This window comes from Sporolactobacillus putidus (assembly GCF_014647035.1).
In the GTDB taxonomy this organism is placed as follows: Bacteria; Bacillota; Bacilli; order Bacillales; family Sporolactobacillaceae; genus Sporolactobacillus; species Sporolactobacillus putidus.
Genome location: NZ_BMOK01000003.1, coordinates 98488 through 117912, shown reverse-complemented (window position 1 = coordinate 117912; position 19425 = coordinate 98488). Strand labels below are relative to the sequence as shown.

Annotated in this window: 18 protein-coding genes and 1 riboswitch; of the genes, 2 read left to right on the top strand and 16 right to left on the bottom strand. The window is 47.8% G+C overall.

Annotated features, from left to right (window positions below; translation table 11 throughout):
* Window positions 1–18: 18 nt before the first annotated feature.
* From glgB to IEX81_RS04695, 3 genes are all read right to left on the bottom strand, one after another.
* A complete protein-coding gene (glgB, locus tag IEX81_RS04705; RefSeq protein WP_188801915.1) occupies window positions 19–1962 on the bottom strand; it encodes a 1,4-alpha-glucan branching protein GlgB in 1944 nt (647 codons plus the stop codon).
* 293 nt (window positions 1963–2255) lie between these two features.
* Entirely contained in the window at window positions 2256–3686 is a 1431-nt protein-coding gene (bcaP, locus tag IEX81_RS04700) for a branched-chain amino acid transporter BcaP (RefSeq protein WP_188801914.1), read from the bottom strand.
* A gap of 293 nt (window positions 3687–3979) precedes the next feature.
* Entirely contained in the window at window positions 3980–4894 is a 915-nt protein-coding gene (locus IEX81_RS04695; protein WP_188801913.1) for a 5'-3' exonuclease, read from the bottom strand.
* Between the two features lie 343 nt (window positions 4895–5237).
* Here IEX81_RS04695 and IEX81_RS04690 point away from each other — a divergent pair, with 343 nt between their 5' ends.
* The gene (locus tag IEX81_RS04690; RefSeq protein WP_188801912.1) at window positions 5238–5900 is read left to right on the top strand and encodes an ABC transporter ATP-binding protein; all 663 of its coding nucleotides are present in this window, start codon (window positions 5238–5240) and stop codon (window positions 5898–5900) included.
* Window positions 5887–6666: an ABC transporter permease gene (locus IEX81_RS04685; protein ID WP_188801911.1), complete on the top strand. Its 780-nt coding sequence runs from the start codon at window positions 5887–5889 to the stop codon at window positions 6664–6666. Before IEX81_RS04690 ends, IEX81_RS04685 begins: the two co-directional genes overlap by 14 nt.
* 64 nt (window positions 6667–6730) lie before the next feature.
* Here IEX81_RS04685 and IEX81_RS04680 read toward each other — a convergent pair whose 3' ends face one another.
* From IEX81_RS04680 to trpD, 13 genes are all read right to left on the bottom strand, one after another.
* Entirely contained in the window at window positions 6731–7216 is a 486-nt protein-coding gene (locus IEX81_RS04680) for a QueT transporter family protein (RefSeq protein WP_188801910.1), read from the bottom strand.
* A 9-nt stretch (window positions 7217–7225) separates the two neighbouring features.
* Window positions 7226–7274: riboswitch (PreQ1 riboswitch) on the bottom strand.
* A 124-nt stretch (window positions 7275–7398) separates the two neighbouring features.
* Window positions 7399–8082: a zinc metallopeptidase gene (locus tag IEX81_RS04675; protein WP_188801909.1), complete on the bottom strand. Its 684-nt coding sequence runs from the start codon at window positions 8080–8082 to the stop codon at window positions 7399–7401.
* Window positions 8083–8164: 82 nt separating this feature from the next.
* Complete coding sequence (locus IEX81_RS04670; RefSeq protein ID WP_188801908.1) at window positions 8165–8947, bottom strand: sporulation protein YpjB; 783 nt, start codon at window positions 8945–8947, stop codon at window positions 8165–8167.
* 193 nt (window positions 8948–9140) lie between these two features.
* Entirely contained in the window at window positions 9141–9677 is a 537-nt protein-coding gene (locus IEX81_RS04665; RefSeq protein ID WP_188801907.1) for a YpiB family protein, read from the bottom strand.
* Between the two features lie 72 nt (window positions 9678–9749).
* A complete protein-coding gene (locus tag IEX81_RS04660; RefSeq protein WP_188801906.1) occupies window positions 9750–11000 on the bottom strand; it encodes a tetratricopeptide repeat protein in 1251 nt (416 codons plus the stop codon).
* 160 nt (window positions 11001–11160) lie between these two features.
* The gene (aroA, locus tag IEX81_RS04655) at window positions 11161–12456 is read right to left on the bottom strand and encodes a 3-phosphoshikimate 1-carboxyvinyltransferase (RefSeq protein WP_188802094.1); all 1296 of its coding nucleotides are present in this window, start codon (window positions 12454–12456) and stop codon (window positions 11161–11163) included.
* A 12-nt stretch (window positions 12457–12468) separates the two neighbouring features.
* Window positions 12469–13572 carry a prephenate dehydrogenase gene (locus IEX81_RS04650; RefSeq protein WP_188801905.1) on the bottom strand — a complete coding sequence of 368 codons (1104 nt, stop codon included), beginning with the start codon at window positions 13570–13572 and terminating at the stop codon, window positions 12469–12471.
* A complete protein-coding gene (gene hisC, locus IEX81_RS04645) occupies window positions 13554–14648 on the bottom strand; it encodes a histidinol-phosphate transaminase (RefSeq protein WP_188801904.1) in 1095 nt (364 codons plus the stop codon). Before hisC ends, IEX81_RS04650 begins: the two co-directional genes overlap by 19 nt.
* Window positions 14596–15471, bottom strand: coding sequence for a tryptophan synthase subunit alpha (gene trpA / locus IEX81_RS04640; protein ID WP_188801903.1), 876 nt, complete (start codon window positions 15469–15471; stop codon window positions 14596–14598). The genes hisC and trpA overlap by 53 nt, the downstream gene beginning before the upstream one ends.
* The gene (gene trpB / locus IEX81_RS04635; protein ID WP_188801902.1) at window positions 15471–16706 is read right to left on the bottom strand and encodes a tryptophan synthase subunit beta; all 1236 of its coding nucleotides are present in this window, start codon (window positions 16704–16706) and stop codon (window positions 15471–15473) included. The genes trpA and trpB overlap by 1 nt, the downstream gene beginning before the upstream one ends.
* Window positions 16684–17355, bottom strand: a complete 672-nt coding sequence (locus IEX81_RS04630; RefSeq protein WP_308424062.1) for a phosphoribosylanthranilate isomerase — start codon at window positions 17353–17355, stop codon at window positions 16684–16686. Before IEX81_RS04630 ends, trpB begins: the two co-directional genes overlap by 23 nt.
* The gene (trpC, locus tag IEX81_RS04625; protein ID WP_188801901.1) at window positions 17333–18127 is read right to left on the bottom strand and encodes an indole-3-glycerol phosphate synthase TrpC; all 795 of its coding nucleotides are present in this window, start codon (window positions 18125–18127) and stop codon (window positions 17333–17335) included. The genes IEX81_RS04630 and trpC overlap by 23 nt, the downstream gene beginning before the upstream one ends.
* Window positions 18120–19145 carry an anthranilate phosphoribosyltransferase gene (gene trpD / locus IEX81_RS04620; protein WP_188801900.1) on the bottom strand — a complete coding sequence of 342 codons (1026 nt, stop codon included), beginning with the start codon at window positions 19143–19145 and terminating at the stop codon, window positions 18120–18122. The genes trpC and trpD overlap by 8 nt, the downstream gene beginning before the upstream one ends.
* Between the last annotated feature and the right edge of the window lie 280 nt (window positions 19146–19425).

The window sequence follows — 19425 nt, the reverse complement described above, 5'->3', positions numbered from 1 at the left end:
TCGTTAACTCTTTAAACGTCATTTAATGTGGCGAACCACTGCGCTCCGTTTTTTCGTTTCCTTCATGAAAATGGTTATTCCTAAAGGCGGAACCGTGATTTCCATGCTGAACTTCTGGTTATGGTAGGGCTCCGGAACTGACTGAACCGGTTTTCTGTTCAGCTGCCCTGATCCGCCAAACTCTTTTGCATCGCTGTTCAGCATTTCAAGATAGTTTCCTTCAGCAGGCATGCCGATTCTGAAATGATGATAGACAGCTGGGGTGAAATTGCAGACAATGACACAATAATCCCCTTTCCGTTTTCCCTTGCGGATAAAACTGATAATGCTTTGTTGCGCATCGTTCGGATCGATCCACTCAAATCCTTCACCTTCATGATCAAGACGCCAGAGGCACGATGTATTCTGGTAGAAATGATTAAGTTCGGAAGAATAGTGAAGGAACGACCGGTGTGTTTTAAACCCGAACAGATTCCAGTCCAGTTGTTCCAAATCCTTCCATTCATCAAATTGCGCAAATTCCGATCCCATGAAAAGAAGCTTCTTCCCAGGGTGCGTCATGAAGTAGCCATAGAGCACACGCAGGTTTGCAAATCTCTGCCATTCGTCGCCGGGCATTTTATTCAGCAGCGAGCGTTTTCCATACACGAGTTCATCATGAGAAAATGGCAGGACAAAATTTTCGGAAAAAGCATAGAGCATTGAAAATGTGATCAACTGGTGATGGTTGCGCCGTTCCGAAGGATCAAGTTTCATGTAGCGCAAGATGTCATGTACCCAGCCCATGTTCCATTTATAATTAAAACCGAGGCCGCCGTCTTCAACTGGTGAGGATACAAGCGGATAATCAGTTGCCTCTTCGGCCATCATCAGCGCCTTTGGAAACTTACTGAAAACAGCTGTGTTGAGCTTCTTTAAAAAGGCAATCGCTTCAAGATTTTCATCACCGCCGTTCTTATTTTTCAGCTCAAAGGGCAAATCATTATTATGGTTCAAATAAATCATTGACGAAACGGCATCAATCCTGAATCCTTCAACATGATAAACATCCATCCAGAATCGGGCGTTGGAAATCAGAAAGCTGATGACTTCGTTTTTGCTGAAATCAAAATTGTAAGTTCCCCACTGCGGACGATCAGTTAGTTTCGGATCGGTAGGTTCATAAAGAGGCGTGCCGTCGAAACGTCCGAGCCCGTGTGTGTCTCTGCAGAAATGAGCTGGTGTCCAGTCGAGAATGACACTGATATCGTGCTCATGGCACGTGTCGACAAAATACATAAAATCTTTCGGGGTACCGAAACGGCTTGTCGGTGCATAATAGCCGGTAATTTGATAGCCCCACGAACGGTCATAGGGATGCTCCATAATCGGCATCAATTCAATATGAGTGAAACCGTTTTCCCTGATGTATGGAATAAGCTCGTCCGCCAGTTCGCGGTATGTGAGAAGCCGGCCATCTTCTTTCTTTTTCCACGAACCGAGATGGCATTCATAAACGAGCATCGGACGATGGTAAATATCCTCTTTGTCTCGTTTTCTTATCCACTTGCTGTCCTGCCATTCATACCCGTCCAGCCTGCAGGTCAGCGAAGCCGTGGACGGCCTTGTTTCTGCATAAAATGCGTAGGGATCCGCTTTTAATATAATTGAGCCTTCCGGCGTCTGAATGGCATATTTATACCGTTCTCCCTCGCGAATATCTTTGATAAAGGCCGTCCAGACGCCGGACTTGCTGACACGGGCTAACGGGTTTTTTCCTGCTTCCCAATTATTGAAATCTCCGACGACGGATACCTTTCCGGCATTGGGCGCCCAAACGGTGAAACGGAAACCTTCGCGATCCTCCGATCTTTCAAAGTGAGCGCCGAACATCTTATAACCTTCGTACAATGTGCCTTCATGAAATAGATACAGATCAATATCACTTGGATAATGTTGCGGAACGTTTTCGATAGTTATCATGAATTCACGCCCTTTATCACTTATTAAATATTATTTCTACGAAATCAGCACAAGTCCTTCAGAATAATCAGTCAAAATATGTCAAATTTAAAAATATTTTTTGGGAAAAAGGTGTCCTTTGATCCTCTATCGCAGAATGACACTTAATGTATTCATCTTTCAACTTAAATAGATACCTTTATTTTAGTTCCTGTCCGAAACATACTCAATAGAAAAAAGATTTCCAATTCATAAAATCAGGAAATCTTTTTTCTATTTATTTCTTTTTTAATGCAGTCCTGTTTATCCTCTGATCAGTTTTCCGAAGTGACCCGGGAAGGCTCCGGAGTTTGTTCTTCGGCGCTGCCAAGTAAACTGTGCCGGTAACCATAAGTAAAATAAATGATCAGACCGATTGCAAACCAAATCAGAAATCCGATCCAGGTAATTTTGGAAAGGTTCACCATCAAGTATCCGCAGGCAAGAACGGCGAGTACGGGGATGAACGGAACAAAAGGCACTCTGAAATTCCGCTTGATATCCGGGCGGGTGTGCCTCAAAACGATGACGCCCAGTGAGACAACAATAAAGGCAAACAAGGTTCCGATATTGGTCAGCTCCGCAAGTTGATTGAGCGGAATGACCGCTGAGAATACGGTCGCCATCAGCCAAGTTAAAATAATGCTCCGGGTCGGTGTTTTCGTTTTGTGTGTCAGTTTTGAAATCCCCTTTGGCAGCAGCCCGTCGCGGCTGATGGCAAAAAACAAGCGGGTCTGTCCGTACATCATGACAAAGAGTACGGTTGTTATGCCGAGAATAGCTCCAAGAGAAACAAAACCCGCAACCCAGTTCTGGTGGACGAAGCGCAGAGCGAATGCCACAGGATCGCCGACATTCAGTTTTGTATAAGGGATCATGCCGGTTAGAACCGCCGATACAGCAATGTAAAGAATCATACAGATGGCAAGAGAGGAAAGAATCCCGATCGGCATGTCGCGCTGCGGGTTTTTGACTTCTTCTGAAGCGGATGACACAGCGTCAAAACCGATATAAGCAAGAAAAGCGGTTGCCGCTCCCTGCATAACACCGCTGAAGCCGAACGGCATAAACGGCGACCAGTTTGACGGCCTGACATAAAATATGCCGACGACAATGAACAGCAGAACCACTCCGATTTTAATGATGACCATGATGTCATTAATGCGGCTTGATTCCTTGACGCCTGTCATTAAAACGGCTGAAAGTAAGAAAACGATCGCAACCGCCATAATGTCGACATAGGATCCTTTAGATGGATCGAAAGCACCGCTGAGCAAAGCCGGCAAATGTATGCCGAATCCTCCGACCAGTTCCTGAAAATAGGCTGACCAGCCGCTCGCCACGACTGAACAAGCGAGCCCGTATTCCAAAATCAGATCCCATCCGAGAATCCAGGCAAAGAGTTCTCCAAAAGTTGTATAACTGTAAGTATACGCGCTCCCGGAAGCGGGAATCATTGAAGCAAATTCCGCGTAGCACAGTGCGGCAAAAGCACAGGCAAGTCCCGAAAAGACAAAAGATAAAATAATCGCCGGACCCGCGTTCTTCGCGGCAACGACACCTGTCAGGACAAAAATACCCGTTCCGATCACAGCCCCCACGCCGAGCATCGTTAAATCGAACGCTCCTAACGCTTTCTGAAGACTTTTTTTGCCGCTTGCCTGCCGGATCATGTAATCCAGAGACTTCTTTCTGAACAATTCCATTTCTAAAATCTCCTTCTGAATAAAAATGCAGTCAACCCATCCACACTGGAGAAGCCATATATCACTGTTTGCTTTTTGAAGCAACAGTGAATTTTCTGATTTTATTTATGCTGTACCTCTTTTCAAGTTTAGGGATTCGCTTCATTGAGTTGTAACTGTCATTCTACATAAACAGACTTTTTTTGTAAAGGCCACTTGTAAAATCAGACCGAAATAAACGCCGCATGCCATTTATTCCGGTCTGAAGAAAAAGAAAGGGTCTATTCAATTCAATGATGTTACGAATATCCCGGTCAGTTCGTTCCGTCAAACAAACTGGTCTGCATTCCCCAGCGAATATCGACGAGGTCATGGCCGACCATCTTCATTCCCATCATCCTGACTTTCTCAATAAAAGCTCTTGGCACCCCGTGAAAGGACGCTTCGTCCATTGAAAAGGAAATAGGAGCGTCACATTGAATTTCAGCCAGTCTTCGTGATAGATGAAACATGTCCAGATCCGTGGCGATTTTCTTCTTCTGACCGGTCGGGAGCAGATCCAGATGATCGAGCAGCGCATCCATATTGCCAAACTGCTTGATTAATTTAAATGCGGTTTTCTCACCGATACCGCGGACACCCGGATATCCATCGCTTGAGTCCCCCATTAACGCTTTGACATCAATGAACTGGCGGGGGGAAATCCCGAATTTTTCAGTAAATGAGCGTTCCGAATAACTGCGATAATTGCCATAACCTTTTTGCAGGAGATGAACGCCGATATGATGATCAAGCAGCTGCAGAAGATCGCGGTCTCCGGTAATGATTGAGACGTCGGCATCATCCTGTAGCTTCTTGGCAATCGTTCCGATGCAGTCATCCGCTTCAAAACCTTCCAAACCGATGTTCGGGATTTTAAAAGCTATGGTCATTTCCTTGGCCAGATCAAACTGCGGAATCATTTCGACTGGGGGTGCGGCCCGATTAGCCTTATAACCGTCAAAAAGATCGTGCCGGAAAGTCTTTTTTCCCATGTCCCAGCAGACGGCTACATGTGTCGGTTTGCGGTTCTCTAACGCCAGGAGCAAATGGCGCAGAAACCCCTGTACACCATTCGTCGGTATCCCCTTCTCATTGATCATCAGTTGGCCGCTCGGCGCTGTCGCATAGAATGCTCTGAAAAGCAGGGCCATTCCGTCTACAAGCAGTAATCTTGGTCTTTCCGTCAAAAAATCTCCCCATTTCATTTTGCTCTTAGGCTATTATAACATAACAATATTTAAAAACAGGGAGCGTGCGTTAAGCAGACCGGAGAATGGTCACAATGGTGTCAACCGCTTCAGTGTGACCATTTGGGATATACAGAAAGCCGGCTGATTTTTGATCAATGGTTTCAAAACAGCTTCAAAAGCGTTATGATTTATGAGTGACCCTTTGAGTTCTTCTTATATGGTGCTCTCTGCTTTAATTTGAAAGAGATTGTGTTCATCGAATGGCAGACACCGGTAAAAATTTAAAATCGATTGTCCTGCAGATCCTATTTAAGGGACTTCAAAAGAAAAGGTGAGTCTGATGAACGAGAGTACATTCCATATTCATCAATTGCACTACAAAAATATCCTGTCGATCGACGATCTGTCGATCCCGTCCGGAATGATTACCTGTATTATCGGAGAAAGCGGGAGCGGAAAAACGACTCTGCTCAAAATGCTGAACCATATGATCAGTCCGGAATCAGGCGACATTGAAATTGAGGGCCGGTCGGTTTTTGAATGGAACCCGGTTGAACTTCGCCGCGAGGTTGTCATGATGGCCCAGACACCGGTCATGTTCGGAGGGACTGTAAAGGACAACCTCCTGATTGGTCTGCGTTTTTCAGAAAAACCTGCCGTTACGGATGCTCGTTTGAAAAAAGTGCTTAAGGATGTGCATCTGGACAAAGCGCTGGATGAGGAAAGTGATGCACTTTCCGGCGGAGAAAAACAGCGTGTCTCCCTTGCGAGGATCCTGCTTCTCGATCCTCCCGTTCTTCTCCTTGACGAACCTTCATCCGCTCTAGACGAAGAAACCACGCAGTTCATCATGAAAAAACTAGCCGAATTTGTGAAAAACAATAAGAAAACTCTTGTTATGATCACACATTCCACCGCCGTTGTCAGGGCATTTGCAGATCATATCATCGAAATAAATAAAGGACAAGTTGTGAGGGAGAGTGAACATATTGAGCAGCAATGATCTCACACTTTGGCAGCTCGTTTCCGCCTACATTTTCATTTTGATATTATTAATTATCGTGAAGGTTAAAGGGATTCAGCGAGAGAAAGAAATATTAATCTCTTCTGTCCGCATGACCATTCAGCTGATGATCGTCGGTTACATTCTCGCATATGTCTTCGGCAACGCCAATCCCGTTTTTACGCTCGTTATCCTTGCACTCATGTTAATCTTCGCTATTTACAACATTTACCAACGGGCTAAGATACCGTTGAATAAAGAACTGAAAAAGAAAATCGCTTTGTCAATGACCGTCGGTGTGATCGCGACGCTCATTTATTTTATCCTTGTAACCCTCAACGTGAAGCCGTGGTACAATCCAAGATATGTCATTCCCATTGCCGGTATGATTATCGGAAATACGATGACGGGTGTTTCGCTTGGCGTCAACACATTGCTCGAAGGCATGCATACGAAAAAACAAATGGTTGAATCCGCACTGATGCTCGGAGCTAAACCTAATGAAGCATCACGTCCGATTATCAACCAGGCCTTTGACAGTGCCATGCTGCCGACGATCAATTCCATGGTGGGTATGGGCATTGTCTTTCTTCCAGGGATGATGACCGGCCAGATCATCGGCGGGGCTTCCCCGATACAGGCCATTCGCTATCAAATCGCCGTTATGCTCGGCATCGTCGGGGGCGCATCCCTTACTGTTCTTCTGTTCGTTCAGATCGGGTATAAAGCCTTTTTCAACAGCCGCTGCCAGCTTCGCGAGAAATAAAAAACCATTCGGATCTATTGTACAAAAAGCGCCTTGCAGTAAGGCGCTTTTTGTTTAACGAATATCAAATGCGTTTGTCAAAGTGGATGCGCTGATTCACAGTATACATAATCGGTGCACCTACGAGCATGACGGAAAACTCACCGGCTGCCGCAGTCAGCCAGGTCCAGAAAAACGGAAGATGGAGAACAATGTTCAGTTCCCATGCAATAATACACATGGTCAGCGTAAAAACGCCTGTATTTATCAACAATCGTGACCAAATATGCCTGACATATTTTGAACAGATGATCGTCGTTAGAAGAGCGATCACCGACTGTCCCGTCCCGAAAATAAGATCGTAAGGCAATAGCGGCGAAAAAAGAAGATTTCCGATAAATACGCCGCAGACGATGCCAATGAAATATTTTTTATTAAACACGACCAGATGATTCAGCATTTCTGAAATTCGGAACTGGATAGCTGAAAAACTGATCGGCTGAAGAAAAAAGGTCAGCACAATGTAGAGAGCTGCCAATATCGCATTCACAATCAGTGTCCTGAGTTTCATCCAAGAACTTCCCCCTTAGTTTTTTGATAAACGTGGGATGGTTTCGAACCACGTGGGTCTATCATTGCTTTAATTTTTTGACCGTTAATTATCGATCTTTCTTTCAAACAAAATAAAAACTGCCGGACCTTGGCGAAAAGACAGGCAGTTGATTATAAAAACTGAATGTTCCCGTGTGAGCGTCAGTTTTCCCGGTTGTTTGAAAGAGCAATCATTAAAATGAAGCGAACAAGTTCCATTGCGGATACGAGTGCTGCAGCGACGTATGTCATTGCTGCAGCAGAAAGCACTTTTCTTGCCTGTTTCTGTTCGCCGTTCTGCACAATTCCCAGGTTCACGATTTGTTTCAGAGCACGGCCGGACGCATCAAATTCGACGGGAAGTGTGACAAGCTGGAAGAGAACCGCCGCAGCGAAAAAGATGACGCCGAGTGTCGCCAACTGCATAGCGCCAAAAAGAAAACCGGCTAAAATTAAAAAATAAGACAGATTCGACCCGATGTTTGCTACTGGAACAAGAGCACTTCTGATACGCATGAACGTGTAGTCATTTGCATCCTGAATCGCGTGACCCACTTCGTGAGCGGCAACAGCCGTTCCTGAAATCGTCGCGCTGTTATAGATGTCTGTCGACAGATTGACCGATTTGTCACGCGGGTCATAGTGATCTGTCAGCGTTCCATCCACTTCACGAACCGACACATCATAGAGTCCGTTGTCGTCCAGAATCTTCCTCGCTGTCTGCGCGCCGGTCATTCCGGTTGAATTCTCGACCTGGGCATATTTTGAATACGTTGATTTAACACGCATCTGCGCCCAAAGCGGAACCAGCATCAGAACGGCCATGTAAACCAAGAATTGTATCATGCTTATTCCTCCATATCATCTATACAGTCAATTTTAGTCAAATGTCGACTTTTTGTCAAAATTCGGGATATGCACTGTGCAGTCATCGTATTTCTTTTCTGCGTTTAAATCGTTCTCCAAAGTACTTGCGAAGCGAAACATAGATAAGCACAAACAACAGGAAACTGCCGACGGCCAGGATTAGCGGGGAAAGACTGTCGATCGTCGAAGCAGGTGATCTGTCGAAAACACCTGCCAGTTCCTTCTCGATCAAAGTCAGTTGTTGAATACGCATTTTGTCCTGAATCGTGCTCATGCGCTGATCGGCGAAAGCATTCACACTTTTGTTGACCACGATTACACCTTCGGGATTGCCGTCAATCATCATAGAAGGATAAATGAGTGCGTAACTGTCAAGAAACTGGTTCAGTTCTGCTTGAAAGCCTGGATAATCCTGATTTTTCAATGATGTTTGCATTCCCTTAATCGGCCCTAAAACCTGAGACCGCATGGCTTTCCACAGAGGACTGCCGCTTGTGGTCAGCGCATCAACACAAAGGCGCAGCGCAATGGCCGCATCCCTGATCTCGCTGGAATTACCCCCTGAATCAAGCAGAATTTTCAGCCGGAGCGCGACTGTGCCGACGATCCGTCCATCCTCGTCGGGATAAGCCGTCTCCGAAGTGCTCCAGGTTCGATCAAATTCACTTAATAGATTTTTCGCTGCATCCTCCTGATTTGCATCCGCATACTGGAAAATCCGATCGGACAGATTATTCAGTTCCTGCTCGTGAATATTCTTATCGGATGTCCGGGCATATCCATAATGAGGACCTATAAAAAAGAACATGAGGCAGAGTAGAACAGCCGCAAATTCAGTTTTCATCGCTTGCCCTCCCTTTCTTCCTTACGACATTATATGAAAAAAGGGACAAGAGTAGACCGGTGTTCATGGGACACCGGTCGTGAGGAGGCAATTTCAATGAACTGAATCAGAAATCAGACAATTTTGAACGCTAACCATCATAACTTCCTCATCCATAAGAGCGCAACGATTCGTTATGGAACAAAAGAAAAGTTTAACTTCTGAGTGCTCTTAGTCGTTCGGTCAGTTGATAAAATCGCTCGGCATCGCCCCGGTCGAGCGCATCATTGATCTCCTCATACAGTTTTTTTTCCGTGTAAGCTCTTTCGGCAGCTCCTGCAGCATCTTCAGCTGCCCGCCCATATTTTTTATGCACCGTTTCATCCATATTCGGATTTTCCTCAAGAACCGAAAAATACTCGGGATAATAACGCGCCGACGAAAGATCAACTTTGACATAAACCGCCTCATCCTGATTCAGTCTGAGGTCATGGAAGGCTTTTTCCGGATCACTTGTACGAACGGTCGCTTTAGCATATTCAAAGTCTTCAGGACCGTTCTTTTTTTCGGAAATCGTCATCGCCCGGTTGCATCCTGTTATGCTATCCACAAAATGGATCAGACCCAGCAGCTTTTCATTGCTCATCAGATAATTCAACAGCCAAATCGTCTCGCGATTCTTCAATTCGCGACGTTCCAACAGCCATTTTAAGAAAGCTTTCTTTTCTACATTCGACACGATCTGCTCCATTCTATCATCCCCTCTCCGGAATTCAAGAAACGTGTGCCTTCACTCTCTATATATCATATTCTCCGCTCACTCTCAATCATCCTGCTTTAATCGTTCAACAAATAAAGCCAAATCCTGATTTTCCGGGGCGAGGCGCGCCGCCTTCTCCAGCACTCCGAGAGCGTCTTTCCTTTTTCCCGTCTCTATCAAATATTCCCCATATTCCTGAAGAAATTCAGGGTTGTCTGAAAAGGCGGAATGGCATGCAGCATAATAAGCTCCGGCTTTACCGGGCTCATCCGTGCGATTGCAGGCAGTCGCCAAAAACCAGATCAGCATCGGATCGTCCGGATTTGTAGGACTAAGCAGATCGACTATGGATTCGTAGTTTTCATGCTGTGCATCAAGCTCAACCATGCGTGTCAGGGCTTCTATATTTTCCGGATCATGCTCATGCCATTTTTTAAAATAATAAGCCGCTTTTTCAGAATGGTGAACTTTAAGCGCAAGCTCCCCTGCTTCCTTGTAAAGACGATCATTGTATTCATCCGCAGCAAGCCCTTCCTCAACCGTCTTCAGTGCCAGATTAAGATCCCCTTCATGCTGGTAGGCGCGGGCAAGAACCGGATAGAGCGTGCTGTATCCGGGGTCGAGTTCCCGCAGCTCTTCAAGTGCCTTTATAGCCGTCTTGAAATGTCCGATCCGCGTTGCCGTCACGGCATAGCCAAATAATCCATCCAATGTCTTTTCTTTCTTCAGACCCAATCTGTACGCCTTGATGGACTGTTCAAATTCCCCGCAAAGACTCAGTGCTTCAGCCAGTTTCATGTCGACATTCTGATTGGCAAGTTCGCTATTCCCTCTGATTGTTTCGAAAAAATCAACCGCCTTTCTTGCCTGTCCGTTTGAAAGATAAAACTCACCGAGCGCCAGGAGCAGAACAGGTTCATGGGGTGCCATCTTTAGGGCTCCAAGAAGCCTTTTTTCGGCAGCCTCATCCAGGCCCTCTATCTGATACAGATCTGCGAGTGACACCTGCGCGCTCAAGTAGTTTTCGTCCAGGGGATGGATCTTCAAAAGATAATCAATGGCGCGATTTTCCTCATTCTTATCAATTAAAAGGTCGGAAATTTGGAGCAGAAGCCCGCTATCGTTCGGATATCTTCTGAGCAATGTCGCGTAAGCTTGCTCCGCTTCTTCGAGAAAGCCGAATTGCTGATAGATCGAAGCCGCACCATAAACGGTATCATCATCCGCATCCCTGAGCATTTCTTCAAGCAGTTTCAGCCCTTCTTTAGTTTGTCCGCTCGCCAGAAGCGCATTGGCCGTCTCCAAATGTTTCATTACTCTATTCCTCCCCAAATCACACCATCGTCTCATTTTTCTCTTCTACACTTATCTTAGTAAAAATAGTACGTCCCATCAAGAATTAAATCCCGGACGCGCAAAAGAACCCTAGCCTTAGAAGAATAGGGTTGATTCGCCTGCGTTTTTTGAATAATTTTTATCTCTGAATCTGAGCAAGCTGGTCGCGGAATGTCGGAAAAGAGACAGCGATGGCTTCTGCCTGACGGACTACTACCGGTGCATCGGATTTCTGAGAGGCAACGGCCAGCATCATGCCAATCCGATGATCGCCGGAACTATCGGCAGGCCCCCCTGAGAAGCGACGGCCGGGATGGCCATGAATGATCATGCCGTCTTCAGTTTCCTCGATATCCGCTCCGATCCTCTTCAATTCGTCAACAGTGGTCCGTATTCTGTTCGTTTCTTTGACTTTCAGCTCCGAAGCATCCCTGATTACTGTTGTTCCTTCAGCCTCCGTTGCAATAAGCGCCAATATCGGAATCTCGTCAATGAGTTGCGGGATCAGGGCTCCCCCGATTTCGGCTGCCCGAAGTTGTGCATGATCGATCACGATGTCGCAAACCGGCTCGCCGTTCCATTCCTTTTTATTGACTAAACTGACTTTAGCCCCCATTTTCTCCAGAACCACAATCATTCCCGTTCGTGTCGGATTCATGCCAACGGAACGCAGAACCAGATGACTGTCTGGTGTCAGCAGAGCTGCAGCGATAAAAAAGGCCGCGGAAGAGAAATCCCCAGGAACACGAATGTCGGTCCCTGTCAGATACTGGGGACCGACCAGTTCATGCACAAGTCCCTCTGTCCGGATCGTGCCTCCAAATGCTCTGAGCATGCGCTCAGTATGGTCACGCGATGCACCCGGCTCGGTCAGCGTTGTTTTTCCTTCTGTCTGTAACCCGGCCAGGATCAGAGCGCTTTTTACCTGGGCGCTGGCGACAGGCAAATGATAGTCAATAGGATGAAGCTTTCTTCCTTTAATCGAGATTGGCGCGTAACTGTCTCCGCTCCGTCCCCACAAATCGGCGCCCATTTCCATCAAAGGCCTGATCACCCGGCCCATAGGACGTCTGTGAATGGACACGTCGCCCGCAAGCACCGAATAAAAAGGCAGTGCGCTCAACAATCCGGAGAGCAGACGAATTGTTGTGCCGGAATTACCGACATCCAGAACACGATTCGGTTCGCTCAGGCCGTCAAAGCCTTGTCCATTGATCGTCAGATGGTCGCCGGATTCATCAATCTGCACCCCGAGTGCGCGCATACATTGAAGTGTGCTGATACAGTCGTTGCCGCGCAGGAAGCCCTCCACGGTCGTCACTCCATGGGCGATAGCCCCGAAAATGACAGCTCGGTGCGAGATCGATTTGTCGCCCGGCATTTTCAGTTCCCCGTTCAAAGGTTTTCCGCTGCCCTTAAATTCTAAGTCCGTCACATCAATCACCCGTTAATCATTCAGATATGTATGATAGCCCTTCTGCTGCAAAATGGCGCGGGCTTTATCCCGCTGATCCGCATCCTGGAACGTGAGCCGCATCACGCCCATGATATTTTCTCTTGCCTCGATAATCTCAATATTCGTCAAATTGATTCCTGCACCGCCTACATAACCGGTCACTGTTGATATCGTGTCCGGTTTGTCCGGGACGTCTATGAACAGATCGTAATAACCGGGAATCGCACCCTTCTCTTTTTTAGGAAAGCCGTCACGGAATAGCTTGGCTTTTCGAAAAAAATCATGAATGGACGGTCTGTTTCCTTCCATCAGTAAATTTTTCAATTGTTCCATGCTTCTGGTCCACTCATCCAGCAGATCGAGCAGATCATCGCGGTTGCTTATGACCGTATCTGTCCACATTGTCGGATCCGAGGACGCAATACGCGTAATATCGCGAAAACCGCCGGCGGCAAGAAGACGCAGATTAATCCCCTGTATCGGATGATTCTCCAGATGATGAACCAGCGCGGATGCAATCAAATGAGGAAAATGGCTGATCAGCCCGACGATCTGATCATGAATTTCCGGTGTCACACGAAAAAACTTTGCGTGAGTCCCGGACAATAAATTCTCAAGTTTCTGCATCGGTGCCGATTCCTGATCCTTTTCTGCAATCAGAAAGTAATAGGCATTTTCAAATAAATTGGCACGCGCCGCGGATACACCGCTCTTGTGAGAGCCCGCCATCGGATGTCCGCCTATGAAATGACAGCGTCCTTTTAAATAGTAATCAGCCTGAAGCTTGATCAAGCGTTTCGTGCTTCCGACATCGGTCACGATCGTTCCAGGTTTAAGTTCTGTTCTTCCCAGCTCCTCAATCATCGCAATAATTGCGGATACCGGAGCTGCAAGTATGATGATATCGGCCGCAGACGCACTTTTCGGAAAGCTCTCCGCAGACTCGTCGATGACGTGCCGGCGGATGCCCTCTTCCATTGTTTTTTTATTTTGATCAAAGCCGATAATTTTCACGTCGGAATGAGCGGAACGTATGGATTCGGCGATTGACCCACCGATAAGGCCCAAGCCGGCGATCAGGACGGTTGTTTGCATGAGACGTAATCCTTCAGCAATTTAATAATGGCGGCATTCTGCTCTTTTGTACCAATTGTGATCCGTACATACTCGGGGCAGCCCAAAGCGGATCCCGAACGGATGATATAACCATTTCGAACCATGTATTGGAAGACGTCTTCTCCGGAATCGCCGATTTCCATCAGAATAAAATTGGTGTCCGTCGGAAAATAGTGTATGCCGGTTTCTTTACAAAAATCATAATACTGTTTTTTTCCTTCAGCGTTCCGCTCGGCGCATTCACGGACAAAGTTCTGATCATCAAGCGCCGCCGCGGCTGCCGCCTGTGAGAGACGCGAGACGTTGAAAGGATCACGGACATGTTCAAGCTCGGAAATCAAAACTGAGTGAGCAACTCCGTACCCGATCCGGAGACCGGCCAATCCATAGATTTTTGAAAAAGTGTGTGTTGCTATTAGGTTTGGAAAGCGATCTATAAAATCAATCGTATTTGGATAGTTTTCTGATGTGACATATTCAGAATATGCTTCGTCCGATACGACAACAATATTTTTCGGAACCCGCTCCATAAAAGAAATAAATGTTTCACGGTCAATAGAACGGCCGGTCGGGTTATTCGGATTGCAGATCCAAATGACCCGAGTTCGATCATCAATCAATGAGAGCATCCGTTCAAGATCATGATTTCCTTCGCTATCGAGAGGAACTTCACGAGCCTCCCCGCCCTCAATGATCACATTGCGTTTATATTGGGAAAAAGTCGGATCCGCCATGATGCTGTTCGTTCCCGGCTCGATAAAAGCGCGGCTCACCATATGCAGAATCTCGTCACTGCCGTTGCCGAAGATCAGGCAATCAGGCCGGACATTCAGAAACCTGCTGACTTTTCCACGAAGATCAGCGGCATGCCCGTCAGGATAAATCATCAACTCAGTGAGGCCTTTTTCAATCGCCTGCTTCGCTCCGGGCGACGAACCAAAAGGGTTTTCATTTGACGCCAGTTTCTCGATTCTATCCAGTCCGTATTCTCTCCGTACTTCGTCAACCTGTTTTCCCGGTTGATAAGGTTTCAGCCTGCTGAGCTGTTCTTTCATGATTCTTACCCACCTTATGTTTGCCAAGCAATGTATTCAACAGATACTCGCGTATTTCTTCAACAGCGGGTGAAAGGGATTCTGATTTTTGAAGCCGATCCGCTCGCCTTTCAATTTGGGACACAATGGCGCTCCCGACAATAAAGCCGTCGGCATGCCCGCGCAGTTCATCCACTTGTTCGTTTGAAGAAATGCCAAATCCCACCGCGATCGGCAGTTCACATGCCGCACGAACCCGTTCGAGAAAAGGGAAAACGTCCGGATGGAACTTTTTTCGGACACCGGTCACGCCGAGTGAGGATACACAATACAGAAAACCTTGCGCAGATGCACCGATTTTTCCCATTCTTTGCTCAGAAGTAGTCGGCGCGACAAGTGAGATTAAGCTGATCCCGTGGTTAATGCACCGTTCTGCAAGACCTCTGCTTTCCTCGAATGGCAGATCAGGGACGAGCAGTCCGTCAATCTCGTTTTCCTTCGCTTCTCGAAAAAAGGTCTCTTCACCTAATTGTAACAGAAGGTTGCAGTATGTAAATATGATAACCGGAATTTTCACTCCCCTCAGCCGTATTTTTTTCACAAGCTGAAGTGCGCCGAGCAGTGACATTCCTTTTGAAAGCGCACGTTTGGATGCCCTCTGTATTACTGGTCCGTCGGCGAGCGGGTCGGAATAGGGAATACCCAGTTCAAGCGCACACGCTCCGACGGACTGCAGCATAAAAGCCAGCTCGACGGTTGCGTCCTCGGAAGGATCTCCCGCTGTTATAAATGGAATAAACATCATATCCTGCTTTTTGTTCATATAATTACTCATACGGTTCATCATTTCCTGCCTCCTTGATCTGTCTTTGCTTCATCGAGTACATGCAGAATCGTATTGACGTCCTTGTCCCCGCGGCCGGAAAGGCAGACCAGTATCGACTGATCGGTCTGCATTGTTTTTGCTTTTTTCATCGCCAGTGCAAGACCGTGCGCGCTCTCCAGCGCCGGCAGAATACCCTCTTTTTCGCTCAGAGTCATCAGTGCGTCTATGGCCTCTTGATCTGTGACGGCTTCATAGCAGGCCCGGCCCGATTTAGCAAGATGAGCATGTTCCGGACCGATACCCGGATAGTCAAGGCCGGCGGATATTGAATAGGGCTCAATAATCTGCCCGTTTTGATCCTGAAGCAGATAAGTCATCGCGCCGTGAATGACCCCCGGACGCCCTTTGGTAAGCGTCGCGGCGTGTTCCGGCGTGTCCGTTCCTTTTCCTCCGGCTTCGGCCCCATAAAGAGCCACAGGATCATTTAGAAAAGCAGTAAACAGCCCCATTGCATTGCTTCCGCCGCCGACACAGGCGCAGGCGGCATCAGGAAGCTTCCCCGTTTTTTCAATCATCTGCGCGCGCGCCTCGTCGCCGATGATCCGCTGAAAATCGCGAACAATCATTGGATAGGGATGCGGCCCGACAACCGATCCGTCAATGTATGCCGTGTCCTCAACATTTGCCGCCCAGTACCGCAGCGCTTCGTTGATCGCGTCTTTCAGCGTTCCGTTTCCGCTTGAAACCGGAACAACCTCCGCTCCGAGAAGTCTCATTCGGAACACATTGAGTGCCTGCCGTTCAACATCCACCACGCCCATAAATACTTTGCACGGCATACCGAAATAAGCCGCAACAGTTGCCGTAGCGACACCATGCTGACCTGCACCGGTTTCAGCGATCATCCGTTTCTTCCCCATCCGTCGCGCGAGAAGAGCCTGGCCCACCGCGTTGTTAATTTTATGAGCCCCGGTATGGTTCAAGTCTTCACGTTTCAGATAAATCTGCGCCCCGCCGATCCTCTGACTGAGCCGTTCGCAATACGTCACCGGGGTAGGGCGGCCGGAATAGTCATGAAGAATCTCGCGATATTCTTTTAAGAATGAAGTGTCGTGAATCGCTTCATCGAACCCTTTTTCAAGCTCAAGCAAGGCGTGCATCAGCGTTTCGGGTACATATTGGCCTCCGAACTCGCCGTAGCGCCCTTTCCCGCCGTCCTCTTTTATATTTTCAATCTGTGGCTGCCTGATCATTTTGCATCCTCACCTTTTCTTCAATTTTCCGGATAAGTCTGCCATCTTTTCGAAAGTTCGTCTCTATTCCCGACGCAATGTCGATGCCAACCGGATTCTGACTGAGCAGACTTTCAATATTTTCAGGCGATATCCCGCCTGCAATCAGACACTCCGCATGCTGACGGGTTGATTCCGCCATGTAGCCGGGCACACTGTCCCAGTCAAATGAAACGCCCGTCCCGCCAATGGCGCCTTTAACTTTTGTATCAATGACATACCCATCGGCAAGACCTGCATACCAGCGCATCTTTTCAGGTGTCCCCTTTTCATGGTGAAGCGCCTTCCAAACCGTTTTGCCTGTTCTTGACTTGACTTGCTCCACGTACGGGGGCTGTTCTTCACCGTGCAGTTGAATCACGTGAAGGGGAACGATTTGCAAAACTTTCTCAATCAGCTCGATGGAATCATCCGCAAAGACACCGACAAGCTTTTTTTTCTTTATCCCACCGACATCTTCCAACCATTCCGCGACCTGATCCGGCCGCACAGTCCGTTTACTTCTTGGAGTAAAAATAAAACCGAGGTAATCTGCTTGGCTCGCCATTGTTACCTTAATATCGGACAGCGAGTGGTTGCCGCAGTATTTAAGCACGGGCCGCATGCTCATTCACTTCCCTGCCGAACAGTTCCCGCACTTTCTCTCTCGGTGAATGCGCACGAATCAATACTTCACCGACGAGCGCCGCATCTGCCCCGTGATTCTTCAAGTACATCACATCTGCCGCCGACTGAACACCTGATTCACTGACTAAGACGACGTCTTCGGGAATTGTTCCCTGTAGCGCTGCAGTGACTTCCAGTTTCGTCTCAAACGTTTTCAGATCCCGGTTGTTCACGCCCATAATTTCAGGTGTAAATTTGGACAGAACAGCTTCAGCCTCCTCGATCCGGTGCACTTCAACGAGTGATTCAAGTCCCCTCTCCCGTGCTGCAAGATAAAGTTCGTACAGAAGATCCGGCTCAAGTGCGGCAGCAATCAGCAGGACAGCGTCCGCACCGATCCGGAAGGCTTCCTCAATCTGGCGCTCGTCAATGATAAAATCCTTTCGAAGTACGGGAAGCCTGACAGACTTTCTGACCTTAATCAAGTTCTCTGCCGATCCGTGAAAATAAGTCCTGTCTGTCAGAACACTGACAGCATCCGCACCGGCATGTTCGTAAGACTCCGCGATGGCCGGTACATTCATTTTCTCCCGGAAAAGGCCCTTCGATGGCGACGCCTGCTTAACTTCGGCTATCAGTCCGAGCGCGTGATGCGGGCGACTCAGCGCCTCTCTGAGTGAATACTTTTCACTTCTCGGCATCGGTTCCGGCATCTGAAATCCATCCAATTCCTCTTTCTTTGTTTCTAAGATCCGATCAAGAATATTATTATACATGGGAAACTTCCTTCGCTTGTGCCCGGAGGAGATTAAGTTGTTTCAGGGCTCTTCCATCATCAACGGCCTGGTTGGCCTCGTGGACGCCTTCGGCTATAGAATCCGTCCTTCCGGCAACGTACAGGCCGGCACCGGCGTTTAGCAGCACTGCATTGACAGCGGTGCGGTTTTGCGTGTCGCCTGAGAAGATCGCTTCGATCATAACGGCGCTTTCTTCAGGGTTCTCAACTTGAATTTCTTCCAGTCTGCCCGCGCTCAGCCCGACATCTTCAGGGACAAGCGAAAAAGATTTTATTTTATGATCTTCAATGAGATACGCTTCGGTACGGCCGGCAATGGTCAGCTCATCCATTCCGTCATCACCGGTGACGACAAGCGACCTTCGTGTGCCAAGTTTCACAATGGCGTTTGCGTAGGCTTCAGCTGCTTCCTTGCTGTAGACACCCAGAAGCTGGCGTTCCGCTCCCGCCGGATTGGTCAAGGGCCCAAGCATGTTGAAGATCGTTCTGAACCCGAGTGCTTTTCGGGGTGCAATCGCATATTTCATGGATGCGTGGTACAACGGGGCAAACAAGAAGCACATGTGCGCGCGGTCAAGAAGAGACGCAGCCTGTTCAGGAGTCGACTGAATGGGAATCCTGAGCGCTTCCAGCACATCGGCGGCACCGCTTGTTGATGAAACCGACCGATTGCCGTGTTTGGCCACGTTAACACCAAGACCGGATAGCAGAATGGCACTGGCGGTCGAAATATTGAACGTCGCCGTGCCGTCGCCGCCTGTTCCGACAATGTCCAGCAATTCTTTATCATAGCGTATCGGCTTTGCGTGCGCCCTCATGCTCCGAACGCATCCCGTCAGTTCATCTACCGTTTCGCCCCTCATGCTCAGGAGCGACAGGAAGGCGGCAATCTGACATGGATCGGCCTTCCCTTCCATGATTTCATCCATCAATTCCGCAGCTTCCTGCTCAGTTAAAGTCTTCCCTTTTACTAATTCTTTCAACTTTTCCTGAAACATTTCTCCCACTCCTCTTTTTTGAGGAATGAGCGTGGTGAGGTTAAGAGAGGGGAGCGTGACGCTCAATGCTCAGCAAAGAGGCCATCAGAAGTTAATAAAAACCCGCAGGCGAAGTCCTGCGGGATCATTTTTCAAGTTCAATCTTTCAGCCCTCAGCTCTTCTCAACTCAGCTCATTCTGTTTTCTCAACTCTCAATCCATGCCGACCGTATCCTGTGACACAATCCGGCTGACTCTCTGGCGACTGTTCCCCAAAGATGTAGTTTAATAATAGCCAACT